The sequence below is a fragment of the Microbacterium sp. SL62 genome (assembly GCF_026672635.1).
GTDB lineage: Bacteria > Actinomycetota > Actinomycetes > Actinomycetales > Microbacteriaceae > Microbacterium > Microbacterium testaceum_A.
Map to the genome: position 1 here is coordinate 1,117,651 of NZ_JAPPRM010000001.1, position 24,792 is coordinate 1,142,442.

General features: G+C 70.1%; 22 protein-coding genes and 1 pseudogene. 17 read left to right on the forward strand and 6 right to left on the reverse strand.

Translation table 11 applies throughout. The annotated features are described in order from the left end of the window. Positions 1-6: 6 nt before the first annotated feature. The 4 genes from glmS (at position 7) to tsaE (ending at position 3,987) form a co-directional block, all read left to right on the forward strand. Positions 7-1,857 (forward strand): glutamine--fructose-6-phosphate transaminase (isomerizing), encoded by a 1,851-nt coding sequence (gene glmS / locus OVA26_RS05265; protein WP_268103298.1) that lies wholly within the window; start codon positions 7-9, stop codon positions 1,855-1,857. A 104-nt stretch (positions 1,858-1,961) separates the two neighbouring features. Then, a complete protein-coding gene (locus OVA26_RS05270; RefSeq protein WP_268103299.1) occupies positions 1,962-2,369 on the forward strand; it encodes a holo-ACP synthase in 408 nt (135 codons plus the stop codon). After that, positions 2,366-3,487, forward strand: a complete 1,122-nt coding sequence (gene alr, locus OVA26_RS05275; protein WP_268103300.1) for an alanine racemase — start codon at positions 2,366-2,368, stop codon at positions 3,485-3,487. The genes OVA26_RS05270 and alr overlap by 4 nt, the downstream gene beginning before the upstream one ends. Then, entirely contained in the window at positions 3,484-3,987 is a 504-nt protein-coding gene (gene tsaE / locus OVA26_RS05280) for a tRNA (adenosine(37)-N6)-threonylcarbamoyltransferase complex ATPase subunit type 1 TsaE (protein ID WP_442786050.1), read from the forward strand. The genes alr and tsaE overlap by 4 nt, the downstream gene beginning before the upstream one ends. Here tsaE and OVA26_RS05285 read toward each other — a convergent pair. Next, positions 3,965-4,933, reverse strand: coding sequence for an alpha/beta fold hydrolase (locus tag OVA26_RS05285; RefSeq protein WP_268103301.1), 969 nt, complete (start codon positions 4,931-4,933; stop codon positions 3,965-3,967). The genes tsaE and OVA26_RS05285 overlap by 23 nt on opposite strands. Positions 4,934-4,997: 64 nt before the next feature. Between OVA26_RS05285 and tsaB the strand changes: the two genes are divergently transcribed. The 4 genes from tsaB to OVA26_RS05305 are packed head-to-tail and all read left to right on the forward strand — an operon-like array spanning position 4,998 to position 7,757. Next, positions 4,998-5,630 carry a tRNA (adenosine(37)-N6)-threonylcarbamoyltransferase complex dimerization subunit type 1 TsaB gene (gene tsaB, locus OVA26_RS05290; RefSeq protein ID WP_268103302.1) on the forward strand — a complete coding sequence of 211 codons (633 nt, stop codon included), beginning with the start codon at positions 4,998-5,000 and terminating at the stop codon, positions 5,628-5,630. After that, a complete protein-coding gene (gene rimI / locus OVA26_RS05295; RefSeq protein ID WP_268103303.1) occupies positions 5,630-6,196 on the forward strand; it encodes a ribosomal protein S18-alanine N-acetyltransferase in 567 nt (188 codons plus the stop codon). Before tsaB ends, rimI begins: the two co-directional genes overlap by 1 nt. After that, entirely contained in the window at positions 6,196-7,296 is a 1,101-nt protein-coding gene (gene tsaD / locus OVA26_RS05300) for a tRNA (adenosine(37)-N6)-threonylcarbamoyltransferase complex transferase subunit TsaD (RefSeq protein WP_056228327.1), read from the forward strand. The genes rimI and tsaD overlap by 1 nt, the downstream gene beginning before the upstream one ends. Next, positions 7,293-7,757: a hypothetical protein gene (locus OVA26_RS05305; protein ID WP_268103304.1), complete on the forward strand. Its 465-nt coding sequence runs from the start codon at positions 7,293-7,295 to the stop codon at positions 7,755-7,757. The genes tsaD and OVA26_RS05305 overlap by 4 nt, the downstream gene beginning before the upstream one ends. Positions 7,758-7,766: 9 nt before the next feature. On the opposite strand, the gene OVA26_RS05310 is transcribed toward OVA26_RS05305, so the two are convergent. Then, positions 7,767-8,954, reverse strand: a complete 1,188-nt coding sequence (locus tag OVA26_RS05310) for a THUMP-like domain-containing protein (protein ID WP_268103305.1) — start codon at positions 8,952-8,954, stop codon at positions 7,767-7,769. A gap of 132 nt (positions 8,955-9,086) precedes the next feature. Between OVA26_RS05310 and groES the strand changes: the two genes are divergently transcribed. The 3 genes from groES (at position 9,087) to OVA26_RS05325 (ending at position 11,980) form a co-directional block, all read left to right on the forward strand. Beyond that, positions 9,087-9,383 carry a co-chaperone GroES gene (gene groES, locus OVA26_RS05315; RefSeq protein WP_013583903.1) on the forward strand — a complete coding sequence of 99 codons (297 nt, stop codon included), beginning with the start codon at positions 9,087-9,089 and terminating at the stop codon, positions 9,381-9,383. 138 nt (positions 9,384-9,521) lie between these two features. Further along, positions 9,522-10,463 (forward strand): EamA family transporter RarD, encoded by a 942-nt coding sequence (rarD, locus tag OVA26_RS05320; RefSeq protein ID WP_268103306.1) that lies wholly within the window; start codon positions 9,522-9,524, stop codon positions 10,461-10,463. 167 nt (positions 10,464-10,630) lie between these two features. Further along, a complete protein-coding gene (locus OVA26_RS05325) occupies positions 10,631-11,980 on the forward strand; it encodes an ABC transporter substrate-binding protein (protein ID WP_144782696.1) in 1,350 nt (449 codons plus the stop codon). Positions 11,981-12,520: 540 nt separating this feature from the next. Here the strand turns inward: OVA26_RS05325 and OVA26_RS05330 are convergent. From OVA26_RS05330 to OVA26_RS05345, 4 genes are read right to left on the reverse strand one after another with little or no spacing between them, the layout of a single operon-like run. Continuing rightward, the gene (locus OVA26_RS05330) at positions 12,521-13,243 is read right to left on the reverse strand and encodes an ABC transporter ATP-binding protein (protein WP_141375095.1); all 723 of its coding nucleotides are present in this window, start codon (positions 13,241-13,243) and stop codon (positions 12,521-12,523) included. Continuing rightward, a complete protein-coding gene (locus tag OVA26_RS05335) occupies positions 13,240-14,214 on the reverse strand; it encodes an ABC transporter ATP-binding protein (protein WP_143017967.1) in 975 nt (324 codons plus the stop codon). The genes OVA26_RS05330 and OVA26_RS05335 overlap by 4 nt, the downstream gene beginning before the upstream one ends. 13 nt (positions 14,215-14,227) lie before the next feature. Continuing rightward, on the reverse strand, positions 14,228-15,211 hold the full coding sequence (locus OVA26_RS05340) for a branched-chain amino acid ABC transporter permease (RefSeq protein WP_056226471.1): 984 nt from the start codon (positions 15,209-15,211) through the stop codon (positions 14,228-14,230). A 7-nt stretch (positions 15,212-15,218) separates the two neighbouring features. After that, positions 15,219-16,508: an ABC transporter permease subunit gene (locus tag OVA26_RS05345; protein WP_081349859.1), complete on the reverse strand. Its 1,290-nt coding sequence runs from the start codon at positions 16,506-16,508 to the stop codon at positions 15,219-15,221. A gap of 346 nt (positions 16,509-16,854) precedes the next feature. On the opposite strand from OVA26_RS05345, the gene guaB reads away from it, so the two are divergent. The 6 genes and pseudogenes from guaB (at position 16,855) to guaA (ending at position 24,467) form a co-directional block, all read left to right on the forward strand. Then, a complete protein-coding gene (guaB, locus tag OVA26_RS05350) occupies positions 16,855-18,357 on the forward strand; it encodes an IMP dehydrogenase (protein WP_268103307.1) in 1,503 nt (500 codons plus the stop codon). A 216-nt stretch (positions 18,358-18,573) separates the two neighbouring features. Further along, positions 18,574-20,262, forward strand: a pseudogene (locus tag OVA26_RS05355) (ABC-F family ATP-binding cassette domain-containing protein). A 73-nt stretch (positions 20,263-20,335) separates the two neighbouring features. Further along, complete coding sequence (locus OVA26_RS05360; RefSeq protein ID WP_141375816.1) at positions 20,336-21,451, forward strand: GuaB3 family IMP dehydrogenase-related protein; 1,116 nt, start codon at positions 20,336-20,338, stop codon at positions 21,449-21,451. 13 nt (positions 21,452-21,464) lie between these two features. Beyond that, entirely contained in the window at positions 21,465-22,358 is an 894-nt protein-coding gene (locus tag OVA26_RS05365; protein ID WP_268103308.1) for an SURF1 family protein, read from the forward strand. A gap of 10 nt (positions 22,359-22,368) precedes the next feature. Beyond that, entirely contained in the window at positions 22,369-22,890 is a 522-nt protein-coding gene (locus OVA26_RS05370) for a DUF3817 domain-containing protein (RefSeq protein WP_056226492.1), read from the forward strand. After that, positions 22,887-24,467, forward strand: coding sequence for a glutamine-hydrolyzing GMP synthase (guaA, locus tag OVA26_RS05375; RefSeq protein WP_056226495.1), 1,581 nt, complete (start codon positions 22,887-22,889; stop codon positions 24,465-24,467). The genes OVA26_RS05370 and guaA overlap by 4 nt, the downstream gene beginning before the upstream one ends. Positions 24,468-24,792 lie beyond the last annotated feature (325 nt).

Below are 24,792 nucleotides of genomic sequence, written 5' to 3' on the forward strand. Positions count from 1 at the left end.
GACCCCATGTGCGGAATCATCGGTTACGTGGGTCCTCGGCAGAGCCAGGACATCCTTCTGGCGGGCCTGTCGCGCCTGGAGTACCGGGGGTACGACTCCGCCGGCATCGCCGTGATCGACGGCGACGGTCAGCTCGACATGCGCAAGCGCGCGGGGAAGCTCGCCGTCCTGCGTGACGACCTCGAATCGACGCCCATGCCCAACGGCACCACGGGCATCGGCCACACCCGCTGGGCCACGCACGGTGGCCCCACCGACGCCAACGCCCACCCGCACCTGGCCGACGACGACAAGCTCGCCGTCATCCACAACGGGATCATCGAGAATTTCGCCGAGCTCAAAAGCGAGCTCGTGGGCGAGGGCTTCGCCTTCCGCAGCGAGACCGACACCGAGGTCGCGGCGGTCATGATCGGCCGCGAGTACGCACGCACGAAGGATCTCGTGCAGGCTTTCCGTTCGGTCGTATCGCGCCTCGAGGGGGCCTACACGCTCCTCGCGATGCACGAGGACCACCCCGGTCTCGTCGTCGGTGCGCGTCGCAACTCGCCGCTCGTGATCGGTCTCGGCGAGGGCGAGAACTTCCTCGGCTCCGACGTCGCCGCGTTCGTGGAGCACACGCGCAACGCGCTCGCCATCGGCCAGGACGAGATCGTCGCGATCACCCCCGAGGGCGTCGAGGTCACGGACTTCTCGGGCGCTCCGGTCGAGGTGGAGGCCTTCGAGGTCACGTGGGACGCGTCGGCGGCCGAGAAGGGCGGCTGGTCGTCGTTCATGGCCAAGGAGGTCTCGGAGGAGCCCGAGGCCGTCGCCAACACCATTCGCGGTCGCATCCACGAGGGCCGTGTCGAGATCCCCGAACTCGAGGGGATGGACGACTTCCTCGCCGACATCGATCGCATCCTCGTCATCGCGTGCGGCACCGCCGCCTACGCGGGCATGGTCGGCAAGTACGCCCTCGAAACCTGGACCCGGGTTCCCGTCGACGTCGAGCTGGCGCACGAGTTCCGCTACCGCAACCCGGTGCTCTCGGAGCGCACGCTCGTGGTGTCGATCAGCCAGTCGGGCGAGACCATGGACACACTCATGGCCGTCAAGTACGCGCGCTCGCGCGGCGCGAAGACGCTGTCGATCTGCAACACGCAGGGGGCCACGATTCCGCGCGAGTCCGACGCGATCGTCTACACCCACGCGGGTCCCGAGGTGGCCGTCGCCTCCACCAAGGCCTTCGTCGCGCAGATCACCGCCCTGTACCTGCTGGCCCTGCACGTGGGCCGCGTGCGCGGCGCGATCGACCCGATGTCCGCCGTCGAGGCCGTGACCGAGCTCGAGGCCGTCCCCGGCAAGATCGCCCGGGTCCTCGAGACCGAACAGGAGCGCATCGGGCAACTCGCGCACTGGATGGCCGACACCCGGTCGGTGCTCTTCCTCGGCCGAAACGTCGGCTATCCGATCGCCCTCGAGGGCGCGCTCAAGCTCAAGGAGCTGGCCTACATCCACGCTGAGGGCTTCGCCGCTGGAGAGCTCAAGCACGGCCCCATCGCGCTGATCGAGCCCGGCCAGCCCGTGTTCGTCGTCGTTCCGAGCCCACGTGGTTCGGGCGAGATGCACAAGAAGGTCGTCTCGAACATCGAGGAGATCCGCGCCCGCGGCGCCCGTGTCATCGCGATCGCCGAAGAGGGCGACGTGGCGGTGCTCCCCGCCGCCGACGAGGTGCTGCGTATCCCGCTCGCGGCCCCCCTCTTCGAGCCGCTGCTGGCCGTCGTTCCGCTGCACATCTTCGCGATGGGCCTCGCCGAGGCGAAGGGCCTCGACGTCGACCAGCCGCGCAACCTCGCCAAGTCGGTGACGGTCGAGTAGACCTCGCGTCGAGACGGGGCCGGATGCCGTGGCATCCGGCCCCTTCGTCGTCTCGGTGTCGGCGTGCACGGGCAGAATAGAGGGATGCCAGGAGGGGAGGGCGCATGATCGTCGGTATCGGCGTCGATCTCGTCGACGTGCCGCGGTTCGAGGAGCACCTGGAGCGAACGCCCCGGCTGCTCCCGCGTCTGTTCTCGGCCTCGGAGCGCGTGCTGAAGCCCCGCTCCCTGGCCGCCCGGTATGCCGCGAAAGAGGCCCTGATCAAAGCGCTCGGCGGGTCGGACGGCGTGCACTGGACCGACATCGAGGTCACCTCGGAGGCGTCCGGACGCCCCGGCTTCTCGCTGAGCGGAGAGACCGCCGCGACGGTCGCCGCGCGGGGCATCACCGCCCTGCACCTGTCGATGTCGCACGACGCGGGCCTGGCGACGGCGTACGTCATCGCCGAGGCGCGTGCCGGCGCCGAGTCGTCGGCATCCCGAATCCCGCCCCTTCGAGAGGACCGCGCATGACGATGCAACCGGGAGTGCTGCGCGAAGCCGTCATTGACGTCGACGCGATCACCGAGAACGTGCGTCATCTGCGCGCGCTGACGGGGGCCGAGATCATCGCGGTGGTCAAGGCCGCCGGCTACGGGCACGGGGCGTACCGCGCCGCGGCCGCTGCTCTGCGCGGGGGAGCGACGCGCATCGGCGTGTCCGACATCGACGAGGCGTTGGCGCTGCATCGCGCGGGCATCACCGCGCCCCTGTTCGCCTGGCTGCACGCACCGGGGGCCTCGTTCGTCGAGGCCGTGCGCGAGGAGGTCGAGCTGGGGATCTCCGACATCGACCAGCTCCTGCGCGCGGCCGACGCCGCCCACGGTGAGCGTCCCGCCGTCGTGCATCTGAAGATCGAGACGGGGCTGTCGCGCAACGGCATCGCTCCGGCCGACTGGCGCACCGTGTTCTCGGAGGCCGCGCGACTCGAACGCATCGGGCGACTCCGGGTCGTCGGTCTGTTCTCGCACCTGTCGAACACGAGTGTCGACGACGATCGTGCCGCCCTCGCGCGCTTCGAAGAGGGCGTGGTGCTCGCGGCCTCGGTGGGGCTGAACCCCCCGCTGCGTCATCTCGCGGCCACGAACGCCGCCATCGCCCTCCCCGAGACCCGCCTGGGGTGCGTGCGCATCGGCATCGGCCTGTACGGCATCTCGCCCTTCGACGACCGCTCGTCCGCCGACCTGGGGCTGCGCCCCGCGATGACCCTGCGCGGCGCGGTCGCGGCGGTGCGGCGCGTGCCCGCGGGCACGGGCGTCTCGTACGGCTACGACCACCGCACGGAGCGTGAGACGACGCTCGCCCTGGTGCCGCTCGGCTACGCCGACGGCGTGCCCCGGCAGGCCTCGGGGCGCGGGCCGGTGTCGATCAACGGTCGCCGTTTCACGGTGGCGGGGCGGATCGCGATGGACCAGTTCGTCGTCGACGTGGGTGATCACCCGGTCGCGGTGGGCGACGAGGTGGTGCTCTTCGGTGATCCGACGTTGGGCGTCCCCGCCGCACGGGACTGGGCGGATGCCGCCGGCACCATCGATTACGAGATCGTCACGCGCGTGGGAGCACGCGTGCCCCGACGGGAGGTTCGCGCGTGAGCGTTCCCGACAGTGTGCTGGGCGAGAGGATCGTCGAGGGCCCGGGCGACATGGAGGAACTCGGACGGAGCATCGGCCGCGCTCTCGAGCCGGGTGACGTGATCGTGATGACCGGCCCCCTCGGCGCCGGGAAGACGACCCTGACCCGAGGTATCGGCGAGGGTCTCGGCATCCGGGGTCCCGTTCAGAGCCCCACTTTCGTGATCGCCCGCACTCACCCCTCTCTGGTCGGCGGGACGCCGCTGGTGCACGTGGACGCGTACCGGCTCGGAGCCGCCGTGGAGCTCGACGACCTCGACATCGACGTCGCGGGGTCGGCGGTGATCGTCGAGTGGGGTCGCGGTGTCGCCGAATACCTCGCCGATTCGTGGTGGGAGATCGAGATCGATCGTCAGGTCGGGGGCCGAGGCGTCGACAACGCGTGCGGCGAGATCGGGGTGCACACCGTCGAACTCGACGCCGACGCCCCGCGCCGGGTCACGATCTCGCGTCACCCCTGAGGTTCGAGCGCCGCGCGATGGACGAGCGGGGACGTCCGGATCCTCCGCGGGGCGCCGGAGCGCGGTCGGCCGCCCACACCTCGCGCAGGGCCTGGAGCGTCTCGACCGGCTGCTCGACGTGGGCGAAGTGCCCGCTGTCGTCGAGGACGCGATCGTCGTAATCGTTCATGAGGCGCCCCCATTCCCGAGCGTCGCGCTCGGCGACGAACACGTCGTGCGCGCCCCGCACCGATCGCACCGGACAGGTGATCCGACGCCAGACGCCGTCGTCGTGGCCGGTCGAGAGGTGCGCCGCGGCGAGAAAGGCCGACGGGCGGATCTCGTCGGCGAGATCGTCGGTCACCGACCGATCCACGCGCTCGGGATGCCGGAACAGCGGTCGCGCGAGCCGGTGCAACGCGCCGGTACGACGCAACAGACGCAGCAGCGGGCGGGCGAGGGGGCCGAGTCCGCGCAGCACCCGCATCGCGAGCACCATCCCCGCGAGCCAGGGCAGCCGGACAGCGCTGCGGACGGGGCGCCGCGCGATGGCCCGCGCCCCCGCTCCGCTCGGTGAGACGACCCCGACCGCGACGGTCTCGCGCGGGAAGCGGGCGGCGACGTCGAGCGCGATCACGCCGCCGAGGGAATGCCCGACCACGCGCCAACGCGGGTAGCCGAGCGCGCGAGCGACCGCGGCGACCGACACGGCGATCTCGGCCGGCTCCGGCACGGGCCCCGGCGTCTCGCCCCAGCCGGGCAGGTCGATCGCGACGATGTCCGACAGGGGGAGCCGGAGCCCGTCGGATGCCGCGATCAACGCGCCCCACGTGCGCCATGACCCCGCGGCGCCGTGCACCAGGATCGTCGCCACGGGGCTACCCGACCGACGGCCGGCGTGCACCACCAGCGGCCCCACCCCGGTGGGGACCACGACGCGCCGCAGCGCGAGGTCGTCGGCATCCATGCCCTTTCTTCGGAGCGGAGGGCGCGGTCGGATGCCGTGGAGAGGGGGCGGATACCCTGGAACCGTGATTCTCGGCATCGACACCTCGCTCGGCACCGCCGTCGCCGCGATCGCCCGCGACGGGGAAGTGCTCGCCGACGAGCAGAGCGGCAATCCCCTCGGCCACGCGGAGGTGATCGGCGATCTGCTGGTCCGCGCGACCGCCGGAGCGCCCGCCCCCACGCACGTCGCGATCGGCATGGGCCCCGGACCCTTCACCGGGCTGCGGGTGGGCATCGCCACGGCCCGCGTCTACGCCCTCGGGCGCGGGGTGCCGGTCGTGCCCGTGCCGAGCCACGACGGCGTCGCCCTCGGCGTCCTCCTCTCCGACGCGTTGACGGGCGGCGAGACCGGTCGGTTCGCCGTCGTCACCGATGCACGCCGCAAGGAGTTCGCCTACAGCGTCTACGAGGGCATCGACGACGACGGTCTTCCCGTTCGGGTCTCCGGCGCGCAGCTGAGCCCCCGTGACGACCTCGACGCCCGGCTCGATGCGGCCGGTGCGCGTCGGTACGATGCCACGATCGTGTCGGCCGCGATGATCGCGCTCGCGGCGGCACGAGCCCTCGACGCCGGCCGCACGCTCGCGGACTCCGAGCCCCTGTACCTGCGCAGCCCCGACGTCGTCGCCGCCCACGCGCCGAAGCGGGTGAGCTGATGGCGACGCGGACCGCCACCGTCGCCGACCTCGACGCGATCATGGCGCTCGAGCACGCCTCGTTCCCGACCGACGCGTGGAGCCCGGCGATGATGCGTGAGGAGCTCGCGTCGCCGCACGGCTGGTACGTCGTCGCCGAAGAGGCAGGGCGGGTCCTCGGCTACGCGGGTCTGCGCGCCGTGCGCGGGGCTCGGGATGCCGACATCCAGACCATCACGGTCTCCGAGGCCGCGCGGGGTCGGGGGCGGGGCCGAGCCCTGCTGACCGCTCTGCTCGACGAGGCCGCGCGCCGCGGGGTCCACGACGTGTTCCTCGAGGTGCGCGCCGACAATCCCGTCGCCCAGAAGCTGTACCTCTCGGAGGGGTTCAGCGAGGTGGGGCGTCGCCCCCGCTACTACCAACCCGACGACGTCGACGCGATCGTCATGCAGTTGAACCTGCGCGGCTGGGTCGCCCGGCGGGCGGAGCCGACGGCCCCCGCATCCGCCTCGCCCGAGAGCTCTCCGCCCGTCGACGGCGCGGAGGCGCCGTCCTCCCCGACCGCCACCGGAAAGGGCTGGTGCTGATGAACGCGCCTCTCGTGCTCGGCATCGAGACCAGTTGCGACGAGACCGGTATCGGGATCGTGCGCGGCAGGCAGCTGCTCAGCAACACGATCGCCTCGAGCATGGACGAGCACGCCCGCTACGGCGGGGTCGTGCCCGAGGTCGCCGCGCGCGCCCACCTCGAGGCTCTGCAGCCCTCGATCGACGCGGCTCTCGCCGAGGCCGGTGTGACCCTGGCCGATCTCGACGCCGTGGCGGTGACGAGCGGGCCGGGCTTGGCGGGTGCCCTGATGGTCGGCGTGGGTGCCGCCAAGGGGCTCGCGGTCGCCCTCGACAAGCCGCTGTACGCCGTCAACCACCTCGTCGGGCACATCGCCGCCGACATCCTCGACGCCGACGCAGGGGAGCTGGAGTACCCGACCGTCGCCCTGCTCGTCAGCGGCGGGCACACCTCGCTCCTGCTGGTGCGCGACCTGACGAGCGATGTCGAGCTCCTCGGCGAGACGATGGACGACGCGGCCGGCGAGGCGTTCGACAAAGTCGCCCGCCTGCTGAAGCTCCCGTACCCCGGTGGCCCCGAGATCGATCGTGCCGCGGCCGAGGGCGACCCGACGGCGATCCGCTTCCCGCGCGGCCTCTCCCGCGCCTCCGACATGGCATCGCACCGCTACGACTTCTCGTTCTCGGGGCTGAAGACGGCCGTGGCGCGCTGGGTCGAGCAGCACGAGGCCGCGGGGGAGCCCGTTCCGGTCGCCGATGTCGCCGCGTCGTTCCGCGAGGCCGTCGTCGATGTGCTCGTGACGAAGGCCCTCGACGCGTGCGCGCGGCACGGCGTGCCGCGTCTGCTGCTCGGCGGTGGCGTGATCGCCAACAAGCGCCTGCGCGATGTCGCTCTCGAGCGTGCGGCGGCCGCCGGGGTCGCCGTGCGCATCCCGCCGCTGCGGCTGTGCACCGACAACGGCGCGATGATCGCGGCGCTCGCTGCGGAGCTCATCTCGTCGGGCCGTCGCCCCTCGACCCTCGCCTTCGGGGCCGATTCGACGCTCCCCGTCACCGAGATCCAGGTGGCGGAGGATCCGGATGCCGAGACCCCGGCGCCGCGCGCGGGAGCCACCCCGTGACCGAGGTGCCACCGCCCACGCGTCGGGCCCGCAAGGAGGACGTCGCCCCCGCGGTCGAGCTGCCTCCCGTGCCACCACTGCCCGCCGACGTCCGGGCGGCGGGTTCCGAGATGACGACCCCCGACGCGGGTGACGATGACGACGGTCGCCTGCCGACCGCTCAACTCGAGATGGCCGCGTTCGGCGATCATCTGATCCCGTACGCGCCGCCCGTTCCGCCGAAGCCGCCGTCCGTCGCGCCCTGGGCCCTGGGGGTGGCGATCATCGCCCTCGCGGCGGCGCTGTTCACCGGGTGGCTGGTGCCGATCGGTGTCGTCGGGGCGATCCTCGCGACCGTCTCCCTCCGCCGGGCGCACGACAGTCGCCGGGGCGCCGTCTGGGCTCTCGCTCTCGCGGTGGTGTCGATCGCGTTCAGCGTCGGATGGTTGATCTGGGGTTTCTCGCAGCTCTCGGTCGGGTGACCCGGGTCGTCAGACGCGGTCGGCCAGGAGGGCGAGCCGCTTCGACCCCACGCGCGTGAGGATGAGCGTGGCGGCTGCGTCCCCGCGGAGCGCGAGCTTCTTGCGGAGCACCGCCGGATCCACGTCGACACCGCGCTTCTTGATCTCCAGCGTGCCGATGCCCCGGGTGCGGAGGGCCTGAGCGAGCTTCTTCGGGTCGGCCGGCAGCTGCTCGCGCACGCGGAACGACGACACGAACGGGCTCGTCAACGCCGCGTCGGAGGTCAGGTACGCGATGCCGGGCGCGAGCATGCCGGCATCCAGGGCTCGTCCGACCTCGCCGATGAGCCGTGCGCGGATGACGGCGCCGTCGGGCTCGTGGACGAACGCGCCGAGTTCGCGGTCCGCGACGTCGGGGCTGTCGGCCGGGGCGGTGAGCTCCCAGGCGTCTCCGCCCCGCACCACGAGCGCGGCCCGTCGCACGCCCGCGCGGGCGAGGGATCCGGCCCAGAGGACGAGTTCGATGGTCGAGCCGTCGGCGCTGATCCACTGCGCCTCGACGTCGTCGGGGATCTGCGTGCGATCGAATCCCGGCCCGAGCTTCACCCCACCCGGCTTCGTCTTCAGCAGCTCGAAGACCCACTCGAGAGACGGCGACCACTCGGCGGACGACACCTGTCGCGTCTCGGCGTGCCCCGCGGTGCGGCGCGCGGGATCGAGCCAGACGGCATCCGTCCCGCTCAGGTCGACGTCCTCGGCCCGCGCGTGCTGCACCGTGGCCGCGTCGCCGAAGGGGGCGAGGTTGTAGGCGGCGATCGCGGCGGTCACCTCGTCGGCGTCGACGGCGTGCACCCGGATGCCGAGACCCGCCATCCCGAGGGCGTCCCCGCCGATCCCGCAGCCGAGGTCGGTCACGCGGTCGATCCCCGCGGCGCGGAAGCGACCCGCGTGTCGGGCGGCGATGGACAGGCGCGTGGCCTGTTCGAGGCCGGCCTTGGTGAAGAGCATCCGCTCGGCGAAGGGTCCGAACTTCGCGGCCGCACGGACGCGGAGGCGCGCTTGCCCGACGACGGCCGAGACGAGATCGGGGGAGTGCCCGGAGGCTCGCAGGCGCGAGACGGCTCGGGCGACCTCGTCGGTCGAGTCGAGGGCGCCCACCTCGTCGAGGAGGCGCAGGCCCTCGGGTGTGAGCAGGGCGGTCAGCTCGGTGGTATCCACCGATTCAGCCTAGGCGCGGGTCGTTGCTGGCACTCGCGTTGCGTGAGTGCCAGCGCTTCTCTACACTCGAATTAGCACTCTCCCCGCGTGAGTGCTGACAAGTCTTCTGTAACGAGAAAGAAGAGGTAGACCGTGTCGGTTTCCATCAAGCCGCTCGAGGACCGCATCGTCATCAAGCAGGTCGAGGCTGAGCAGACCACTGCGAGTGGTCTCGTCATCCCCGACACCGCCAAGGAGAAGCCGCAGGAGGGCGAAGTCGTCGCCGTCGGCCCCGGCCGCATCGACGACAACGGCAACCGTGTCCCCCTCGACGTCGCCGTCGGCGACCGCGTGCTCTACAGCAAGTACGGCGGCACCGAGGTCAAGTTCGGCGCCGAGGAGTACCTCGTGCTCTCGGCTCGCGACGTCCTGGCGGTCGTCGTCCGCTGACCGAGTGAGATCGTTCGAAGGCCCCGGATGCCACGGCATCCGGGGCCTTCGTCGTCCCCGGCGCTCATCGGCTCCCTCTGGCAGGAAAGGCGCGATGGTCGGCGGCCCGACGCGCGAGCGGAGCCCTAGGCTGGATCGGTGACCTCCGCTCCTTCCGCCCCGACCGGCGGGAGCACCCGCGGTGCGCTGTACGCCCTCGGCGCCTACCTGTTGTGGGGCGTCCTGCCGATCTACTTCCTGCAGCTCAAGCCCACCGGCCCGTTCGAGGTCGTGGCCTGGCGGATCATCCTCGCGTTCGTCTTCTGCCTCCTGTTGTTGACGGTGCTGCGCATGTGGCGGCCCTTCCTCGCGATCGTGCGCCAGCCGCGTCTGATGGGGCTCACCGCGGTGGCCGGCGTGCTCATCTACGTGAACTGGCAGACCTATCTGTTCGGCGCGCTGACCGATCGGGTCATCGAGACGAGCCTGGGCTACTTCATCAACCCGATCGTGACCGTGCTGCTCGGAGTCATCGTGCTGCGCGAGCGGCTGCGCCTCGTGCCGTGGATCGCCATCGGCCTCGCCGTCGTCGCGGTCGCGGTGATCGTCATCGGCTACGGTGCGTTCCCCTGGATCGCGCTGACCCTCGCCTTCTCGTTCGGCTTCTACGGTCTCGTGAAGAAGCAGATCGGGCCGGCGGTGGATGCGGTCAGCGGACTCACTCTCGAATCACTCTGGCTCCTGCCGGTCGCCGCCATCCAATTGGTGTTCGTCGCGAATCTCACGGGGATCACCCTGGGCACGGCGGGAACGCTGCACACGGTTCTCCTCCTCTCGGCGGGGGCCGTCACGGCCGTCCCCCTGCTGCTGTTCGCCTCGGGAGCTCGGCGCGTGCCGCTCACCGTCATCGGCCTGCTGCAGTTCGTCGCCCCGATCATCCAGTTCGCGATCGGGGTGTGGGTGCTGCACGAGCCCATGACCGTCGAGCGCTGGACCGGTTTCGCCCTCGTCTGGGCGGCTCTCGCGATCCTCAGCGTCGACTCCGTCGTCGCCTCGCGTCGTCATCGACGGGCTCCGGTCGATGTCGTCGAGCCCGTGTGACGCCTTTTCCTTCGTTTCTCGGCCCGGAATTGCCGCGCGAAAGTAACGATTAGGTCGCGTAATCGACCGTTAACACATTGCAACATCACGGCTACAAGTGCGCCATTAGGTTTGTCACAATCCGAGCGGGTTATCCGCGCGGTTCCATCTCACCAAGGAGCACCCATATGAGTGTCCTCTCCCGTTCGCGTGCGGCGAAGATCATCGGCGGCTTCGCCGTGGTCGGCGTCACCGCGCTCGTCCTCGCCGGTTGTACCGGCACCAGCACTCCGTCCGACTCCGGCAACGCCGCCGGTGGGGGCGACTTCCCGATCGACTGCAACGCCGCCGAACCCGCCTCGTACACGCCCGAGTACTCGTCGACCTCGACCGGCCCCGCCAAGGACCTCACGTACAACATCGGTACGGCCCTGCCCGTCACCGGTAACCTCGCCTTCCTCGGCCCGCCCGAGATCGCGGGCACCGAGCTCGCGGCATCCGACATCAACGCCGCCAACAAGGGCGTCAACATCAACCTCATCCAGGGCGACTCGGGTGACACCGACAACAAGGCCTACGAGACCGAGATCCCGCGCCTGCTCGGCGCCGGTGCCACGGCCATCGTGGGTGCGGCGTCGTCGGGCACCTCGCTGCAGTTCATCGACCAGGTCATCGCGGCCAATGCCGTGCAGATCTCGCCGGCGAACACCTCGGCGGCCTTCACGGGCTACAACGACAAGGGCCTGTACTGGCGGACTGCTCCCTCGGACGTGCTCCAGGGCGAGGTCCTCGGCAACCTGATCGCCTCCGAGGGCAACGAGACCCTCGGCATGATCGTGCTGAACGACTCGTACGGCACCGGCCTCGCGTGCTTCACCAAGAAGGCGTTCGAGGGCGCGGGCGGATCCGTCGTCGCCACCAGCCTGTACAACACCGGTGACACGAACTTCTCGGCGCAGATCGAGGACGTCCTGGCCCAGAAGCCCGACGCGATCGCCCTGATCACGTTCGACGAGGTCTCGACGATCATCCCCGACCTGACGGCCAGCTTCGCGAAGGACAAGCTGTTCTTCGTCGACGGCAACCTGAAGAACTTCGGCACGCAGTTCCCCAACGGCACCCTCACCGGCGCCAAGGGCACGTACCCCAGCGTCGACCCCGACTCGACGGCGACCTTCCGCAGCACGCTGGATTCGTTCTGGACGGGCAAGGGCAACGCCAAGCTCGAGGACTACACCTACGCCCCCGAGTCGTACGACTCGGTCGTCCTCCTCGCCCTCGCGGCGCTGAAGGCGGGCTCGGCTGCCGGTCCCGACGTGGCCGCGAACATGCAGGCGGTCTCGGGCGGCAAGGGCGGCGGCACGAAGTGCACCAGCTACGCCCAGTGCGCTGACATCATCGTCGGCGGCGGCGAAGCCGACTACGACGGCGTCTCGGGCCCCATCACGTTCAACGACGTGGGCGACCCGACGCAGGCCACCATCGGTGTCTTCGAGTACGGCGACGACAACAACTACAGCTGGCTCCGCGCCGGTTGATCGGTTCCCTCTGAGAGGCCCCGGGACTTCGGTCCCGGGGCCTCTTGTCGTGCGCGCAGCGGCGCCGAGGGCGGTTCGAGGCCGTCGGTGGCGCCTGGAGTGGACCCGTGGGCGCGGGGCGGAGCGGGGGCGGGACGTCGCGGCATCCGGGAAGGACCCGCGGACGAGGGACGCGCCCGTCGGCGGGGCGTCGCGGCATCCGGGATCGGTCACCGACGGGGGTCGCAGGACGCGGACGGCGCGATGCGGGTTCCGCGGGCTCGTCGCCGGTGTTCGAGTCGGACGGACCGGGGATGGATGCCGTGGCCCGTGGCCGCGACGGGCGCATGAGCGCGCTGCTCGTCGGAAGGGGCGGCCAGGTTCACGGCGCGACGGGCGGATGCGCGAGTCGGCTCGTCGACAGAGGCGGATGGCGGAGCCCGCGGCCGCACCGGGTGCACGGGTGCGCTGCTCGTCGGCAGGGGCGGGGGAGCGCCGCCTCACGGAACGAAGAAGGCCCGAGCCCCCGGGGGGACTCGGGCCTTCCGGCGGGAGCGCGGCTCAGGTGCCGAGCGTGCCCAGGTACAGGCCGATCACGGCCGGGTCGTCCATGAGCTCGCGGCCCGTGCCCGTGTAGGCGTCACGGCCCTGGTCGAGCACGTAGCCGCGGTCGCAGATCTGCAGGCAGCGGCGGGCGTTCTGCTCCACCATGATGCAGGTCACGCCGGCCTTGTTGATCTCGGAGACGCGGATGAACGCCTCGTCCTGACGGACGGGAGAGAGACCGGCCGACGGCTCGTCGAGCAGCAGCACCTTCGGGTCCATCATGAGCGCGCGGCCCATGGCGACCATCTGGCGTTCACCGCCCGACAGCGACCCCGCCCGCTGCTTGAGGCGCTTGGCGAGGTCGGGGAAGATGCTCGTGACGAAGTCGACGCGCTCGGTGAACCCCTTCGGTCGTTGGTAGAGACCCATCTGCAGGTTCTCGGCGATCGTGAGGCTCGGAAAGACATTGTTCGTCTGGGGGACGAACCCGACGCCCTTCGCGACGAGCTTGTTCGCCCGCAGCCCCGTGATCTCCTCGCCCTGCAGCAGGACCGAGCCCGAGCGCACCTTCACCTGACCGAAGATCGCCTTGAGCATCGTCGACTTGCCGGCGCCGTTGGGGCCGATGATGCCGATCAGCTCGCCGGGAGCGGCGGTGAGGTTGGCGCCGTTGAGGATGTTCACGCCCGGCAGGTAGCCGGCGTGAACGTCGCGGAGCTCGACAACGTTGGCGGTCATCGACCGTCCTCCTTCTCGTGCGACGACTCGTTGTCGATCGCGGCGTCGACCTGCTGAGCGGTCTCGAGCAGCTCGGCGGCGGCGGCGGAGTCGACCGTCCCCTCGTGGCGACCCGTGACGACGCCGAGGTCGACGTCCTGATGGGCTCCGAGGTAGGCGTCGATCACGGCCTGGTCCTTCATGACGGTGTCGGGCGGTCCCTCGGCGACGATCTTGCCCTCGGCCATCACCACGACCCAGTCGGCGATGTGGCGGACCATGTGCATGTCGTGCTCGACGAAGAGCACGGTCATCCCGAGATCCTTCAGGTCGAGGATGTGGTCGAGCAGCGACTGCGTCAGCGCCGGGTTGACCCCGGCCATCGGCTCGTCGAGCATAACCAGCGTCGGGTCGCTCATGAGCGCTCGCGCCATCTCGAGAAGCTTGCGCTGACCGCCCGAGAGCGACGCGGCGAAGTCCGTCTCCTTGGAGTCGAGCTTGAACCGCTTCAGCAGATCGCGCGCCTTCTCGTCGTTGGCGGTCTCCTGCTTGCGCCAGACGAAGGGGAGGATGCTCGAGAGCAGGCTCTCGCCCTTCTGCTTCGTGGCGCCCAGCTTCATGTTCTCGAGCACGGTCAGAAGGCCCAGCGCTTTGGTGAGCTGGAACGTACGGACCTGGCCCATCCGGGCCGCCTTGAACGCGGGGATGCCGGCGAGGTTGCGACCGTCGAACGACCACTGGCCGCTGTTGGGCTTGTCGAAGCCGGTGAGCAGGTTGAACAGCGTCGTCTTGCCCGCACCGTTGGGCCCGATCAGCGCCGTGATGGCGTTGCGCGGGATCTCGAGGTGCTTCACGTCGACGGCGGTGTTGCCGCCGAAGTCGCGACGGACGTTGTCGGCGACGATGATCGGATCGACTTTGGCGACGCCGGGGGCGATCTCGCCCTTGTGCAGTCCGGTCGCCTTCACCCGTTGCGCGGGAGCGCTGGGCACGACCGGCGTGGACTCATCGGACAAAGGTCATCTCCTTCTTGCTGCCCAGGATTCCCTGGGGGCGGAAGATCACGAGCAGCATGAGCGCGACGCCGACGATGACGAAGACGAGCATCTGGGACTGGTCGGCGGTGAGGAAGGGCAACAGTCCGATCGAGGACAGCGCCGGCAGCAGGTTCGACAGGAACGCGCGCACGACCCAGAACAGCACCGCGCCGAGCACCGGGCCGAAGATCGTCGCGGCCCCACCGAGGAGCAACGCCGTGTAGACGAAGAACGTCTGCGACGTGACGTACACGTTCGGGTTCACGTTCGTGTCCATCGCGGTGATGATGCCGCCCGCCGCGATGATCACGCCGCCGATGACGAGCGCCTGCATCTTGAAGGCGAAGACGTTCTTGCCGAGCGCGCGCACGGCGTCCTCGTCTTCGCGGATGCCGCGGATGACACGACCCCAGGGGCTGCGCATGAGCATCCAGACCAGGAGCACGGCGACCACGACGGCGAGCAGGCCGAGGATGATGACGTACCACCGGTTGGCGTTGTAGGTCCACGGGCCGAATCCGTAGTCGCCCGCGGGGAGCGGGTTGTTCTCGCCGCGCCAGCCGGACTGGAAGTTGAACAGACCGTCGGCCGAGCCCGTGACGCCACGGAAGGTCGAGGTCAGGAACACCAGACGGAGGATCTCGGCGGCCGCGATCGTGACGATGGCGAGGTAGTCGCCTCGCAGTCGCAGCGTCGGGATGCCCATGATGAGCGCGAACACGACGGCGGCGGCGAAACCGATCAGGGCCGCGATCGGCCACGCGAGACCGAACGTCAGGATCGAGATCGCGAAGCCGTACGCGCCGATGGCCATGAAGCCGGCGACGCCCATGTTGAGGAGGCCGGCGAAGCCGAAGTGCATCGACAGGCCGATGGCGGCGAGGGCGTAACCGAACGTGGCCGGCGCGAGGATCTGCGAGGCCGTGTTCGAGAGGATCTGCAGGAAGTCCATGGTTTACCTACCCGATTCGCTCTCGGCGGCCGAGGATGCCCTGCGGCCGGAAGAGGAGGATGACGATGAGCACGACGAGGGCGCCCACATACTTCATGTCGGAGGGGATCCACAGGGTGGACACCTCGACGAGGAGGCCGACCACGATCGAGCCGATGAGGGCTCCGAACGCGGTACCGAGTCCGCCGAGCACGACGGCGGCGAACATGAGAAGCAGGATGCCGGAACCCATGTCCCAGCGGATGCCGGGGCGGAAGTAGGCCCACAGCACGCCCGCGAGACCGGCCAGAGCCGACGACAGGATCCAGACCATGCGCACGACGTTGTCGACGTCGATGCCGCTCGCAGCGGCCAGCGACGGATTGTCCGACACCGCGCGCGTGGCGCGCCCCAGTCGCGTGCGCGTGAGGAACCACGCGAACGCCGCGATGACGACGATCGAGATGCCCATGCTGGTCAGGTCGGTGACGCTGATGCGGATCGACCCGAGGCCCGGGATGATGTCGCTCGACGCCCCCGGGAGCTGCTGCGTGCCACCACCGATGAAGATCTGGAAGATGTAGCGCAGCGCGAGCGAGAGGCCGATCGAGACGATCATGAGCTGGACGATGCCGAGGCCCTTGCGCCGGAGGGGCCGCCAGATCCCGGCATCCATCGCGAGTCCGAAGACCCCCGAGAGGATCACCGCGAGCGGGATGGCGATCCAGATCGACCACCCGGTGCCGGCGCTCAGGAAGAGGGCCGCGATGGCGCCAAAGGTCACCATCTCGCCGTGCGCGAAGTTCGACAGGCCCGTCGTGCCGAACACGAGGGAGAGGCCGATCGCGGCGAGGGCGAGCATGAGACCGAAGTTCAGGCCGTTCACCGTGCGAGAGAGCAGCTGGTCCATGAAGCCGACCGTCTGGCGCTCCGCGGCGCCGAGGGTGAAGTTGCTCGAGACGGTGCTGGAGCTGCCGAACTGCACCTGCCGCTCGAACTCCTGCCCGTCGGGGACGGTGACTCCCGAGGGGAGCGAGTTGCGGTCGAGGTCGACCGTCCACGCCCCCTCTTTCGTGGGGACCTTGATCGTCGCGCGACCGCGCTCGTCCGTTGTGGCCTCGCCGGTGAAGGAACCGTCTGTGGCGGTCACCTTCGCTTGAGCGACGGGCTCACCTTCGGAGCGCACGTTCACCGTGATCGAATAGGGAAGATCCTCATCGTTGACGGCTGCCGTCGATGCCGGGGCGAACCCCAGCACCAGGGCGGCAGCGAAGAGTCCTGACAACAGCGTCAGGATCGAGCGTCGACGGCGAGGCATCCGTGGGGATGCTTGCCGAGTGGTCACGAAACCTCCTGGTCGTTCGACGACGTGGACCGTCGCCGCCCGGACACCGTAGTCCGGGAATATTGCCGCGTTGTTTCCATCGCAGCAGTCGATGCGAGAACGATACCTGGATGCGATGGATTCGCTGTGCGTTGCGCATTTCCGGCGCCGTCGAGAATGCGGAACGGGGGTAGAGGGGAGAGCGCAGGGTGGGGTATACCGCGCGGGCGGGGAAGAAAAGACGCCCCTCCGGCGCTTACACTTTCAGGCGGAGCGCCTCGCACGCGCCCCGGCCGACGACGTCCCTTTTCGAGCAGGCGCCGCGCGCGCAGGAGGATTCATGGAGCAGCACGACCCGTTCGGATTCATCGGACTGACTTACGACGACGTGTTGCTGCTTCCCGGCCACACCGACGTCATCCCGAGCGAGGCCGACACGTCGTCGCGTCTGAGCCGCCGCATCACGGTGGCGACGCCCCTGCTCTCGAGCGCGATGGACACCGTCACCGAAGCGCGCATGGCGATCGCGATCGCGCGCCAGGGCGGTATCGGCATCGTGCACCGCAATCTCTCGATCGAGGATCAGGCCGGCATCGTCGACCAGGTCAAGCGCAGCGAGTCGGGCATGGTCTCGAACCCCATCACCACGAATCCGGATGCCACGGTGGCCGAGGTCGACGCGATGTGCGCGCAGTACCGCATCTCGGGTCTGCCGGTGGTCGACCCCGACGGGGTCCTCGTCGGCATCATCACCAACCGCGACATGCGCTTCGTCTCGGGCTTCGAGCGTCAGACCACCAAGGTCAAGGACGTCATGACCAAGGACGGTCTGATCACCGGGCACGTCGGCATCCACGCCAACGACGTCATCGCGACCTTCGCCAAGCACCGCGTCGAGAAGCTGCCGCTCGTCGACGACGACGGCAAGCTCGCCGGCCTCATCACCATCAAGGACTTCGACAAGAGCGAGAAGTACCCGCTCGCCACCAAGGACGAGCAGGGGCGCCTGCGCGTGGGCGCGGCGATCGGTTTCTTCGGTGACGCGTGGCAGCGTGCCGAGGCCCTGCGCGACGCGGGCGTCGACGTGCTCGTGGTCGACACCGCGAACGGGCAGTCGGCCGGCGTGATCGACATCGTGCGTCGCCTGAAGGCCGACTCCACCTTCGACCACGTCGACGTCATCGGCGGCAACGTCGCGACGCGCGAGGGCGCCCAGGCGCTCATCGACGCGGGGGTGGATGCGGTGAAGGTCGGCGTCGGACCGGGCTCCATCTGCACCACCCGCGTCGTCGCCGGCGTCGGCGTGCCGCAGGTCACCGCGATCTACGAGGCGGCGAAGGCGGCGATTCCCGCGGGCGTGCCCGTGATCGCCGACGGCGGCCTGCAGTACTCGGGCGACATCGCCAAGGCGCTCGTGGCGGGCGCCGACACCGTCATGCTGGGCTCGCTCCTCGCCGGAACCGACGAGTCGCCGGGTGAGATCGTCTTCCAGGGCGGCAAGCAGTTCAAGCAGTACCGCGGGATGGGCTCGCTCGGCGCTCTGCAGACGCGCGGCAAGAAGACCTCGTACTCGAAGGACCGCTACTTCCAGGCCGACGTCCCCAGCGACGACAAGCTGATCCCCGAGGGCATTGAGGGCCAGGTGCCCTACCGCGGCCCCGTGGCGGCCGTGGCCTACCAGCTCATCGGCGGGCTGCGTCAGTCGATGTTCTACGTCGGGGCTCGCACGGTCGAGGAGCTCAAGTCCAAGGGCAAGTTCGTCCGCATCACCTCGGCGGGACTCAAGGAGTCGCACCCGCACGACGTGCAGATCGTCGTCGAGGCGCCGAACTACAAGAAGTAGGCGTTCTGCACGAAAGGGCCGGGCAGGCGACTGCCCGGCCCGTCGTCGTTTCGCCGCGGCTCCTCGGCGGTAGCGCCCGAAGCGCGGGTGGTCGCTGGGGACACGGCATCCGGATGCCGATAAGCTGGTCGGCTCGCCAGCCGCGGGCCGACGTGGGACTGCCGTGGGCATCCGACGTCGCCTCCGCCGCCACGAGCGGCCGACCCGGAATTCGCCATGGGATACCTCGACCTCGCCGCCCTCTCGTTCACGCTGCCCGACGGCAGGCCCCTGCTCGACGAGGTGACGTTCCGCGTCGGCGAGGGGATGACGACCGCTCTGGTCGGTCCCAACGGGGCGGGGAAGACGACGTTGCTGCGCATCATCCGCGGTGACGAGAAGGCGCACGGCGGTGTCGTGTCGATGGGTGGCTCGCTCGGAGTGATGGACCAGTTCGTCGGGCACGGGCGCGACGAAGAGAGCGTCCACGACCTCCTCGTGTCGGTGTCGCCGACCCGCATCCGACGTGCGGCGATCGAGCTCGAGGCGTCCGAGAACGCCCTCATCGAGCGCGACGACCTCGACACCCAGCTGCGGTACGCCTCGGCGCTCGCCGACTACGCCGACGCGGGCGGCTACGAGCACGAGACGGTCTGGGACACCTGCACGACGGCCGCCCTCGGGCTGCCGTACGAGCGGGCGCGGTTCCGCGACCTGTCGACGCTTTCGGGCGGCGAGCAGAAGAGGCTCGCCCTGGAGGCCCTGCTGCGCGGACCCGACGACGTGCTCTTGCTCGACGAGCCCGACAACTACCTCGACGTGCCCGGCAAGCGCTGGCTCGAGGAGCAGCTGCGAGCCACGGCCAAGACCGTGCTGCTCGTCTCGCACGACCGCGAACTGCTCGCCCGCGCCGCCGACCGCATCGTCACCCTCGAGACGGGAGCCGCGGGGAGCACCGCCTGAGTGCACGGCGGGGGATTCGGCACGTACGGCGCCGCGCGGAAGGACCGCATGGCCCGCCTCGAGGAGCTGCGTCGCCGCTGGGATGAGGAGCACGAGAAGCTGCGCGCGCTGGTCGCCCGCATGAAGGTGGCCGCGGCCGCCAACGACGGCTTCGCCTCGCGCTACCAGGCGGCGGTGACGCGCCTGTCGAAGTTCGAGCAGGCAGGTCCCCCCGAGGAGCGCCCGCCCGAGCAGGATCTGCAGCTGCGCCTCCGCGGAGCGCGCACGGGCAAGCGCGCGGTGGTGACGGAGGGGCTCGAGCTGTCGGGGCTCATGAAGCCGTTCGACCTCGAGGTGTGGTTCGGCGATCGCGTCGCCGTGCTCGGCTCGAACGGGTCGGGCAAATCCCACTTCCTGCGTCTTCTCGCCGGCGGAGGCACCGACCCCGACGCGCGTCTCGGGCACGTCACCACCGTGGGCGCCGGGCTCGATCGGGTCGCCCACTCCGGCCGCGCCATCCTGGGCGCCCGGGTCGTCCCCGGGTGGTTCGCCCAGACGCATCGGCATCCGGAGTTCGTCGGGAGGACCCTCTTGGACCTGCTTCATCGCGGTGACGACAACCGGGCGGGGATGCCGAGGGATGCCGCGAGCTCGGCGCTCGATCGCTACGGCCTCATCGCGCAGGCCCAGCAGGCGTTCGACACGTTGAGCGGCGGGCAGCAGGCGCGGTTCCAGGTGCTGCTGCTGGAACTCTCGGGCACGACACTCCTGCTGCTCGACGAGCCGACGGACAACCTCGACCTCGCCTCGGCCGAGGCGCTGGAGGACGCGCTGTCGCGGTTCGAGGGCACCGTGCTGGCCGTCACGCACGACCGGTGGTTCGCGCGCTCGTTCGACCGGTTCGTCGTGTTCGGCTCGGACGGAGAAGTGTACGAGGCGGCGGAGCCCGTGTGGGACGAGAAACGGGTCGTGCGGGCCCGGTGACGAGAACCGCTCCGGCGTCGAACCGTTCGCCGACGGCGATGTCGGAGGGCGCGGGTAGGCTGGTCGGGTGACCATGGAGATCGATCTCGGCCGCGCCAAGCGCGCCCGCCGCGCGTACACCTTCGACGACATCGCCGTCGTGCCGTCGCGGCGCACGCGCAACCCCGAAGACGTCTCGACCGCGTGGACCATCGACGCGTTCCCGTTCGAGATCCCGGTGCTCGGTGCGCCCATGGACTCCGTGGTCAGCCCGCGCACCGCGATCGAGCTCGGGCGCCTGGGTGGGCTCGGCGTCCTCGACCTCGAGGGCCTGTGGACGCGCTACGACGACCCCGAGCCGCTGCTGGCCGAGATCGCGACGCTGCCCGAGGCCGACGCCACGCGCCGCATGCAGCAGCTGTACGCCGAGCCGATCAAGCCCGAGCTCGTGCGCGACCGCCTCGCCGAGGTGCGCGCCGCGGGCGTCACCGTCGCCGGTGCCCTCACCCCGCAGCGCACGAACGACCTGTACGAGACCGTCGTCGCCGCGGGCGTCGACCTCTTCGTCATCCGCGGGACCACCGTGTCGGCGGAGCACGTGTCGAAGGTGGCCGAGCCCCTCAACCTCAAGAAGTTCATCTACGACCTCGACGTCCCCGTCATCGTGGGCGGCGCCGCCACCTACACGGCGGCTCTCCACCTCATGCGCACCGGTGCCGCGGGCGTGCTGGTCGGCTTCGGCGGCGGCGCCGCTTCGACGACGCGCGCAACGCTCGGGCTGCACGCGCCCATGGCCACGGCCGTGGCCGACGTTGCCGGGGCCCGACGCGACTACCTCGACGAGTCGGGCGGACGCTACGTGCACGTCATCGCCGACGGCGGCGTGGGCACCTCGGGTGACATCGTGAAGGCCCTCGCCATGGGCGCCGACGCCGTCATGCTGGGTGTCGCGCTCGCCCGCGCCACCGACGCCCCCGGGCGCGGGTATCACTGGGGTCCCGAGGCGCACCACCCCGAGCTTCCCCGCGGACGCCGGGTCGAGGTCGACCGCGTGGGTCCTCTCGAGCAGGTCCTCTACGGCCCCGCCCCCGTCGCCGACGGCACCGCCAACCTCATCGGTGCGCTCAAGAAGTCGATGGCCACTACGGGATACTCCGACCTCAAGGAGTTCCAGCGCGTCGAGGTCGTCGTCGCCCCCTACGGGCACTGATCACGAAAGCCCCATGACCTCCACCCCCACGACCGAGCCGGCACCGCCGCAGATCTTCCCGCCGACGCTGCGGGAGGTCATGCTGCGGCCGCGCTGGATAGCGCTCCTGGCGTTCTCTCTGGTCGTCGCGGGTGTGCTCGCCTGGCTCGGGCAGTGGCAGCTCGGACGCGCGGTCGACACCTCTCCTCCCGAGCCGGGGCTGACCGAGGTCGTGCAACCTCTCGCCGACGTTGTGAAGCCGGGCGATTACCTGCCGGAACCTCTCGTCGGTCAGCGGGTCGAGACGAGTGGCACGTGGGTGGCATCCGATTTCATCGTCGTCTCGTCGCGCTTCAACAACGACGTGCAGGGCTACTGGGTGACCGGTCAGCTGCGCGTCTCGGGAACGACCACACCGACGTCGATCGCCGTCGCGACCGGATGGACGAGCAGCCTCGATGAGGCCGACGCCGCCGCCGACGAGCTGCGCGCCCAGGCCGAAGCGGACCCGACAGCGGTCGTGGACGTGACGGGACGACTCATCTCCGACGAAGGGGCGTCGATACCGCCGGCGAATGCCGACCCCCTCACGCTCGTGAAGATGTCGCCCGCCATGCTGCTGGGCCGATGGCACGACACCCAGAACCTCGACGTCTACCGCCAGTACATCGCCTCCCAGACGGCGATCGGCCCCCTCGACGCCATCGCCTCCCCGGCGCCCGACGAACGCTCGCGGGTCAACTGGCTGAACATCTTCTACGCCGCCGAGTGGGCCATCTTCGCCGGCTTCGCGCTGTACCTCTGGTACCGCCTCGCGCGCGACGCGTGGGAGAAAGAAGTCGAGGATCTCGAGGACGAAGAGGCCGAGCCCGTCGCGGAAAGCTCCGCGTCGAGCAGTCCGGCGGGAGCCGCGGAATCCCGCGACTAGACTGGCCTCCATGCCCCGCGCCCCCAAGCTCGCCTCGTTCCCGGCGATCCGCGGAGCCCTGAAGTTCTACCAGATCTGCTCGATCATCACGGGTGTCGGCCTGCTTCTGCTGGTCGCCGAGATGATCCTGAAGTACACGCCCATTCACGTGGAGCTGTTCCTCGGCGGATCCGGTGGCTTCCTGTGGTTCGCGGATGCCGTGCCCGGCCCCGACTGCCAGTGGTTCTCGCTCTTCGTTCCGGGCGGCAACGGGTGTTCGATCCTGTCGACCGGCGACGGTGTGAACATCTCGCTGGCGATCCTGGTGGTCCACGGCTGGTTCTACGTCGTCTACCTCATCTCGTGCTTCCGCGTGTGGAGCCTCATGCGGTGGCCGTTCCGTCGGTTCGTCTTCCTCGCCCTCGGTGGCGTGGTGCCGTTCCTCTCCTTCATCCTCGAGGTGCGCACCGCCCGTCGCGTGCGCGCCTACCTCGCCGAGCGTGAGGCCGCGAAGGCCTCCGCTCCCGTTCCCGCCCCGGAAGGCAACCGGTGACCGAACAGACCGAAACGTCCCAGCGCCCCGTCCTCGTCGTCGACTTCGGCGCCCAGTACGCCCAGCTGATCGCGCGCCGCGTGCGCGAGGCCGGCGTGTACAGCGAGATCGTCCCGCACACCGCATCGGCGGAAGAGATCGCGGCGAAGAACCCCGTGGGCATCATCCTGTCGGGTGGCCCCTCGTCGGTGTACGAAGAGGGAGCCCCGAGCCTCGACTCCGGCGTCTTCGACCTCGACGTCCCGACCCTCGGCATCTGCTACGGCTTCCAGGTCATGGCGAAAGCACTCGGCGGAGAGGTGGCGAACACGGGCCTCCGCGAGTACGGAGCGACGGATGCCACGGTCGTCACCGAGGGCACGCTGCTCGAGGGGCAGCCCGCCGAGCAGAACGTGTGGATGAGCCACGGCGACCAGGTCTCGCGCGCCCCCGAGGGCTTCGAGGTCCTCGCCCGTACGGCGCACACCCCCGTCGCCGCGTTCGCGAACGACGCGCGCCGGATGTACGGCGTGCAGTGGCACCCCGAGGTCAAGCACTCCGACCACGGTCAGCACGTGCTCGAGAACTTCCTCCACAAGGCTGCAGGACTCCCGGCCGACTGGAACAGCGGAAACGTCATCGCCGAGCAGGTGGAGCGCATCCGCCAGCAGGTCGGTAGCAGCCGCGTCATCTCGGCGCTGTCCGGCGGCGTCGACTCCGCCGTGTCGACAGCTCTCGTCCACGAGGCCGTCGGCGACCAGCTCATCGCCGTGTTCGTCGACCACGGGCTGCTCCGCCAGGGCGAGCGCGAACAGGTCGAGAACGACTACGTCGCCTCGACGGGCGTGAAGCTCATCACCGTCGACGCGCGAGAGACGTTCCTGAACGCCCTCGCCGGTGTCAGCGACCCCGAGCAGAAGCGCAAGATCATCGGCCGCGAGTTCATCCGCGCGTTCGAGAAGGTGCAGGCCGACCTCGTCGCCGAGGCGAAGGCCGAGGGCGAGCAGGTGCGCTTCCTCGTGCAGGGAACCCTCTACCCCGACGTCGTCGAATCGGGCGGCGGAGCCGGTACCGCCAACATCAAGAGCCACCACAACGTCGGTGGCCTGCCCGAAGACCTGCAGTTCGAGCTCGTCGAGCCGCTGCGCACCCTCTTCAAGGACGAGGTGCGCGCCATCGGACGCGAACTCGGACTGCCCGAAGCGATCGTCGGCCGCCAGCCCTTTCCGGGGCCCGGCCTTGGCATCCGCATCGTGGGCGAGGTCACCGCTGACCGTCTCGAGATCCTGCGTGAGGCCGACGCCATCGCGCGCGCCGAGCTGACCAAGGCAGGCCTCGACAACGAGATCTGGCAGTGCCCCGTGGTGCTGCTCGCCGACGTGCGCTCGGTTGGCGTGCAGGGCGACGGCCGCACCTACGGCCACCCCATCGTGCTGCGCCCCGTCTCGAGCGAAGACGCGATGACCGCCGACTGGACGCGCCTGCCCTACGACGTGCTGTCGAAGATCTCGAACCGCATCACCAACGAGGTGCGCGACGTGAACCGCGTGGTTCTCGACGTGACGTCGAAGCCGCCGGGGACGATCGAGTGGGAGTGAGCATCTAGCCTGCTCCCGCGCCGACGTCGTCGGCCGGCTCCGGGGCACCGCCTTCGGGTCGAGAGCGGGGCCCCTACCCCGATCGACCCGAAGACGGTGCCCCTTCGCCGTCCGGCGCCGGCGGCGCTCTGTCTGGACGCGGAGGTAGGGGGAGGGCCCCTACCCCGATCGACTCAGGAGGGCGTGCCACTTCGCCTCGCGTGCGCGGCGAGGTGCGCGCTCCGCCTGCCCGGGCTGTGGGAATTGGGGCGGGATTTCTCGTTCGGCGCGAGAGAAATACGCCCCGAATGACGGCATGCGCCCCAAACCACGTTCACAGGTGGCC